The sequence below is a fragment of the Pseudomonas sp. xss_2 genome (genome assembly GCF_043104195.1).
GTDB lineage: Bacteria > Pseudomonadota > Gammaproteobacteria > Pseudomonadales > Pseudomonadaceae > Aquipseudomonas > Aquipseudomonas urmiensis.
Window position 1 is genome coordinate 1 of sequence record NZ_JBICKL010000040.1, and the last position, 6,487, is coordinate 6,487.

General features: G+C 61.0%; 6 protein-coding genes. 4 read left to right on the plus strand and 2 right to left on the minus strand.

The features are described from left to right. Nucleotides 1-123 precede the first annotated feature (123 nt). Both ACF8K2_RS06120 and ACF8K2_RS06125 read right to left on the minus strand, forming a co-directional pair. Entirely contained in the window at nucleotides 124-762 is a 639-nt protein-coding gene (locus tag ACF8K2_RS06120; protein WP_186552877.1) for a peroxiredoxin, read from the minus strand. 170 nt (nucleotides 763-932) lie between these two features. Further along, on the minus strand, nucleotides 933-2,294 hold the full coding sequence (locus ACF8K2_RS06125; protein WP_392463907.1) for an OprD family outer membrane porin: 1,362 nt from the start codon (nucleotides 2,292-2,294) through the stop codon (nucleotides 933-935). Between the two features lie 596 nt (nucleotides 2,295-2,890). On the opposite strand from ACF8K2_RS06125, the gene tauA reads away from it, so the two are divergent. The 4 genes from tauA to tauD are packed head-to-tail and all read left to right on the plus strand — an operon-like array spanning nucleotide 2,891 to nucleotide 6,392. Continuing rightward, complete coding sequence (gene tauA / locus ACF8K2_RS06130) at nucleotides 2,891-3,862, plus strand: taurine ABC transporter substrate-binding protein (protein ID WP_392463908.1); 972 nt, start codon at nucleotides 2,891-2,893, stop codon at nucleotides 3,860-3,862. 13 nt (nucleotides 3,863-3,875) lie between these two features. After that, nucleotides 3,876-4,670: a taurine ABC transporter ATP-binding subunit gene (gene tauB, locus ACF8K2_RS06135; RefSeq protein WP_186552881.1), complete on the plus strand. Its 795-nt coding sequence runs from the start codon at nucleotides 3,876-3,878 to the stop codon at nucleotides 4,668-4,670. Continuing rightward, the gene (gene tauC, locus ACF8K2_RS06140) at nucleotides 4,667-5,506 is read left to right on the plus strand and encodes a taurine ABC transporter permease TauC (RefSeq protein ID WP_392463909.1); all 840 of its coding nucleotides are present in this window, start codon (nucleotides 4,667-4,669) and stop codon (nucleotides 5,504-5,506) included. The genes tauB and tauC overlap by 4 nt, the downstream gene beginning before the upstream one ends. Before the next feature lie 52 nt (nucleotides 5,507-5,558). After that, on the plus strand, nucleotides 5,559-6,392 hold the full coding sequence (gene tauD, locus ACF8K2_RS06145) for a taurine dioxygenase (protein WP_312154178.1): 834 nt from the start codon (nucleotides 5,559-5,561) through the stop codon (nucleotides 6,390-6,392). Nucleotides 6,393-6,487 lie beyond the last annotated feature (95 nt).

A 6,487-nucleotide genomic window follows, 5' to 3' on the forward strand; every position in this document is an offset into this window, starting at 1 on the left:
CCTTCCTCCACGTAGCCCGTCTTCCAGCCCAACCCTGCCTGGGTTTCTCGCAGGCATAAAAAAGGGCCGTCGAAACGGCCCGAAGATCCCTGCTTGGCTAAGAGCAATGCAACGAGGAATAGCTTAACGATTCGGTTGTGGTGTCAGACGCAGGTAGGGCTTCACGGCACGGTAGCCTTTGGGGAAGCGCTGCTTGATCTCGTCTTCGTCCTTGAGCGACGGCACGATCACCACTTCGTCGCCGTCCTGCCAGTTACCTGGGGTGGCGACCTTGTAGTTGTCGGTCAGCTGCAACGAGTCGATCACCCGCAGGATCTCGTTGAAGTTGCGCCCGGTGCTGGCTGGATAGGTAATGGTCAGGCGCACTTTCTTGTTCGGATCGATCACGAACAGCGAGCGCACCGTCAGGGTGTCGTTGGCGTTGGGGTGGATCAGGTCGTACAGGTCGGAAACCTTGCGATCGGCGTCGGCGATGATCGGGAAGTTGACCACGGTGTTCTGCGTTTCGTTGATGTCATCGATCCACTTGTGGTGCGAGTCGACCGGGTCGACCGACAGGGCGATGGCCTTGACCCCACGCTGGGCGAAGTCATCCTTGAGCTTGGCGGTCAGGCCCAGCTCGGTGGTGCACACCGGGGTGAAATCGGCAGGGTGCGAGAACAGCACGCCCCAGCTATTGCCCAACCACTCGTGGAAGCGAATCTTGCCAGCGCTGGAATCCTGTTCGAAATCGGGGGCGATGTCGCCGAGTTTGAGGCTCATGGGGTGGGGCTCCTTAGATCTGCGTTAGGGCGCGGTATGGGTTCAATGTGCCTGCATTCGATGCAAAACAAAAAGAATAAATATCGATTTATTTATAACTAGAATGCATACGAAATCTTGGGCACAAAAAAGCCTCGCACTAGGCGAGGCTCTTTTTGTGCAACTACGACTTACATGAAGTTGTAAGTGTAGTTGACGATCAGACGGGTCTGATCCTGATCGGCTGGCGACTCACCTTCACCACGGTAGATGCCGTGGCGCAGGCTAGCGCCCAAGCCTTTGAAGGTGCCTTCCTGGATCACGTAGTCGATACGAGCATCACGCTCCCACTCGCTGTAGGTGCCGTGGCCAGAATCATTACGGATATCAGTACCACGCAGGTAAGCGACGGATGCCTTCAGACCTGGCACACCAACGCGTGCAAAGTCATAGCTGTACTGGCCGAACGTGGTGTTAGTACCAGCACGTGCGAACTGGTTGATCATGCTATCGGTGAACAGGTAGAAGCTTGCGCCACCAGCACCCTCGGCACGGCCATTACCATCGGTTACCGAACCTTGGTTCAGCCAGACAAAACCACCATCATCGCTAACTTGCTGGTGACCCAGCATCAGCGCATGGCCACCCAAGGTGTACGTGAACATCGCCGACCAGGTCTTGTTGTCGACCTTGCCTTCGTTTTTCTCGTAGCCACCATTGTTGTTGAAATCATAGTTGCCGCCGTCGCCGTTCTTGCCATCGCTGCTGCTATCGAAATAGCGCAGGTCGGTTTTGAACGATTGGTCATCGGCAATTTTGAAGACGTGGGTCGCACCCAGGAAGTGCTGCTTGTAGAAGTCTTCCAGGTTCGAGTAGTAGTACTGCAGGGTCAGGTCTGGAGTGAGCTTGTAGTCCAGGCCGCCGTAGCGGAACTTGTTGCTGTCAGCGCTGGCACCGTTGACCGACAGGCCGGTACGGTTGCTCGAAGCACGACCCATGGCGTGGGTCAGCTGACCCGCGTTGATGGTCAGGTTGTCGATTTCTTTCGAGGTGATGGTGCCACCCTCGAAGGTCTGCGGGAGGACACGACCGTCGTTGGCAACCAGGATCGGAAGGTTCGGCGCAAGCGCGCTACCGAAATGCGCTTCAGTCTTCGAGAAGCGAGCCTTGGCGTTGGCACCGAAACGAGCCCACTGATTTACCGAAGAGCCGTTGCTAGCGTCAGGCATGAAGCCGCTTTTATGGTAACCACGACCACCGTCCAGGTGGATACCCCACAGCGCTTGAGCATCGATACCGAAGCCTACAGTGCCTTCGGTGAAGCCCGAAATGTAGTCAAGCTTGAAGCCTTGGCCTGTCTCACGCTGATCCGGACGCTTACCGGCAGGGCGAGTCGCAGTAGCTGCGGTAGCGTGAGCTTCACGGTTATCGTTGTCGTAGTACATGGTGCGCGAGCTCAGGGACAGCTTGCTGTCCTCAACGAAACCAGCAGCGCCTGCTTGTTGGGCGAGAACCCCCAGTGCCACGGCCAGAGCCAGGCTGGACTTGTACATGTTTTGCTCCTCTACGTTCTAATTTTTGTGTATCTCAGGCGGCGGGATCTGCTGCCCCGCTCTGCCGTGGATGGGCGATTTAGTCCCAAAGTGTGACCGTGAAGTCAATCATTTCTAATCGTTTCACGACTTTGGTCTAAGACGCCACCTGCGCTACAGGATAATGACAATCCTATAAATCCAAAATGACTGTTTTATGAATCTGTAAGACTTTTGCGGAATATCCTAGGAACCTTTACTACCAAAAGTTGTATCGGCGACCCCGTATAGAGCTTTAGGTTATTTGCAAACGTTTGCTCATAACCTTATTCCACTTTGATCTGAGGGGTCGCGAAAGGCTAGCAGGCGATCCTGGTTTTTCCAGGCAAGCAGGTTGTTAGTGCGAGCCTCATCGCGGGCAAGCCCGTTCCCACGCAGAGCCCACAATCGTCAGGACGACCCAGATTGCGTGGGAGCGGGCTTGCCCCGCGATGAGGCCCGCAGGCTTAAAGCATTTGGCTCCTAAGCTAATGCTAAAAAGTTATTTATTTCCGATTTCTTAGATCATCTAGTCTTCTCGCCATAATCATCCCGATTGCCTGACGAGGAGTTCAACCATGATCCCGCACAATCCGCTGCGCCTGTTCGCCGCCCTGACCCTCGCCAGCACCAGCTGGTTCGCCCAGGCAGCCGACTTGACCGTCGCCTACCAGACCACCGTCGACCCAGCCAAGGTGGCCCAGGTCGATGGCGACTATGAAAAAGCCAGCAAGGCCAGCATCGACTGGCGCAAATTCGACAACGGCGCCGACGTGATCACCGCCGTCGCCTCGGGCGATGTGCAAATCGGCTACCTCGGCTCCAGCCCGCTGGCCGCCGCTGCCACCCGCAAGCTGCCAGTGGAAACCTTTCTGATCGCCACCCAGATCGGCGCCGGTGAAGCGCTGGTCGCCCGCGACAGCATCAAGACCCCGCAAGACCTGATCGGCAAGAAAGTCGCGGTGCCGTTCGTTTCCACCGGCCACTACAGCCTGCTCGCCGCACTGAAGGCGTGGAACATCGACCCCTCCAAAGTGCAGATCCTCAACCTCGCGCCACCGGCAATCATCGCGGCCTGGAAGCGCGGCGACATCGACGCCACCTACGTGTGGGACCCAGCCCTGGGCGTGGCCAAGGAAAACGGCAAGGTACTGATCACCTCCGGTGAACTGGCGCACAAAGGCGCACCGACTTTCGACGCCTGGATCGTGCGCAAGGACTTCGCCGACAAGCACCCAGAAGTGGTCAAGGCCTTCGCCAAAGTGACCCTCGACGCCTACGCCGACTACCGCAAAGACCCCAAAGCCTGGCTGGCCAACCCTGACAACGTGGCCAAGCTGGCCAAGCTCTCGGGCGCCAAGTCCACGGACATCCCGGTCCTGCTGCAAGGCAACGTCTATCCGCTGGCCGCCGACCAGGCCAATGCCCTCGGTGCTCCAACCACCCAGGCGCTGACCGACACCGCCACCTTCCTCAAGCAACAAGGCAAGGTCGATGCGGTACTGCCGGACTATTCGCCCTACGTCAGCGCCAAATACCTCCCCAACTGATCCGGAGCCTGTCATGGCCTTGCTTGAACTGGAGCGCATCAGCGCACAGTACCCCGGCGCCGCCACCCCGGTGCTGGCCGACATCAACCTGAGCCTGGGTCCACGCCAGCTGCTGGTGGCCCTGGGGCCATCGGGCAGCGGCAAGACCTCGCTGCTCAACCTGATCGCCGGCTTCGTCGCCCCCAGCGGCGGACGCATCACCCTTGACGGCGTACCGGTGCAAGGCCCCGGCGCCGAACGTGGGGTGGTGTTCCAGGACGACGCCCTGCTGCCTTGGCAGGATGTGCTCGGCAACGTTGCCTTTGGCCTGGAACTGGCCGGCGTAGCGCGCGCCGAGCGCGAGGCGAAAGCCCGCGAAATGCTCGCGCTGGTCGACCTGGCAGACTTTGCCGAACGGCGTATCTGGCAGCTTTCCGGTGGTCAGAAACAACGCGTGGGCCTGGCCCGGGCACTGGCGGCCAACCCCCGCGTGCTGCTGATGGACGAGCCGTTTGGCGCACTCGACGCCTTTACCCGCGAACAGATGCAAGAGCTGTTGTTGCAGGTCTGGCAGCGCACTGCCAAGCCGGTGTTCCTGATCACCCACGATATTGAAGAAGCGGTTTTCCTCGCCAGCGAACTGGTGTTGCTGGCGCCCAATCCCGGTCGCGTGGTCGAGCGCCTGCAACTGGACTTCGGCCAGCGCTACGCCGCCGGTGAATCGGCGCGGGCGATCAAGTCCGATCCACGTTTCATCGAAACCCGCGAGCATGTGCTGGCGCGGGTGTTCTCGCAACGCGAATCCACCCGCCGGGAGGCGTCCCTATGAGCAGCCTTGAATTGCCCGTCGCCGGCAAACCCACCCGCCAGAGCAAGCCCGTGATCAAGCTGCGTCGTTCACTGCCGACCCGCTGGATCAGTGCCCTTACCCTGACCGCCCTGCTCGCACTGTGGTGGCTGGTGACCGCAGCGGGCTGGGTCGAGCCGTTGTTCCTGCCGTCCCCCGCCGACATCCTGGCCAAGGCCTGGGTACTGCTGACCCAGGGCTACATGGACGCCAGCCTGTGGCAGCACCTGGGCGCGAGCCTGGGGCGGATCGGCCTGGCACTGGCGGCGGCGACCCTGACCGCGATCCCGGTGGGCATCGCCATCGGCTACAACCGCATCGCCCGCGGCATTCTCGATCCGCTGATCGAGTTCTACCGGCCGATCCCACCGCTGGCCTACCTGCCGCTGATCGTGATCTGGTGCGGCATTGGCGAGTTGTCCAAGGTGCTGCTGATCTACCTGGCGATCTTCGCCCCGATCGCCATCGCCACCGCCACCGGGGTGCGCACCGTCGACCCGGCCAAACTGCGCGCCGCGCAGTCGTTGGGGGCGAGTAAAGCGCAGCTGATCCGCCATGTGATCCTGCCCAGCGCCCTGCCCGACATCCTCACCGGTATCCGTATCGGCCTGGGCGTCGGCTGGTCGACCCTGGTCGCCGCCGAGCTGATCGCCGCCACCAGTGGCTTGGGCTTCATGGTGCAGTCGGCGTCGCAGTTCCTCGTCACCGACGTAGTGGTGCTGGGCATTTTGTTGATTGCCCTGATCGCCTTCGCCCTGGAGATGGGCCTGCGCGCCCTGCAACGCAAGCTGGTGCCCTGGCACGGACAAAGCCACTGATGCTGACTGACCACGCCGGCAGCCCGGCGCACGCTTACCAGAAGAGACCGACATGAGCCTGACCATCACCCCTCTCAGCCCGGCGCTCGGCGCCCAGATCAGCGGCGTGGACATCAGCCGCGAGATTACCCAAGAGCAGCGCGACGCTATCGAACAAGCGCTGCTCAAGCATCAGGTGCTGTTCTTCCGCGACCAGCCACTGAACCCGGCCCAGCAGGCTAACTTTGCCGCGCACTTTGGTGATCTGCATATTCATCCGATCTACCCCAACGTGCCGGATACCCCGCAGGTGCTGATCCTCGACACGGCAGTCACCGACGTGCGTGACAACGCCGTGTGGCACACCGACGTGACCTTCCTGCCGACCCCGGCGCTGGGCGCGGTACTCAGTGCCAAGCAGTTGCCGGCTTACGGTGGCGACACGCTGTGGGCCAGTGGCATTGCGGCGTTCGAAGCGCTGTCGGCGCCGCTGCGCACAATGCTTGAAGGGCTGACGGCGACCCATGACTTCACCAAGTCGTTCCCGCTGGAGCGCTTCGGCACCACGGCGCAAGACCTCGAACGCTGGGAAGCGACCCGGCGCAACAATCCGCCGCTGTCGCACCCGGTGGTGCGCACCCATCCGGTGAGTGGGCGCAAGGCGCTGTTCGTCAATGAGGGGTTCACTACGCGGATCAACGAGCTGAGCGAGCAAGAGAGCGAGGCGCTGCTCAAACTACTGTTCGCCCATGCGACGCGGCCGGAGTTCAGCATTCGCTGGCGCTGGCAGGAGAACGACGTGGCGTTCTGGGATAACCGCGTGACCCAGCATTACGCGGTGGATGACTATCGGCCGCAGCGGCGGGTGATGCATCGGGCGACCATCCTTGGGGATGCGCCGTTCTAGAGGGCGTCCGGATGGCAGGGAGATACGAGCAATACGGTGTAGCGTGAGAGCTGGGAACGTGGGGCTGGGAGCGTGGGAGCGGGCTTGCCCCGCGA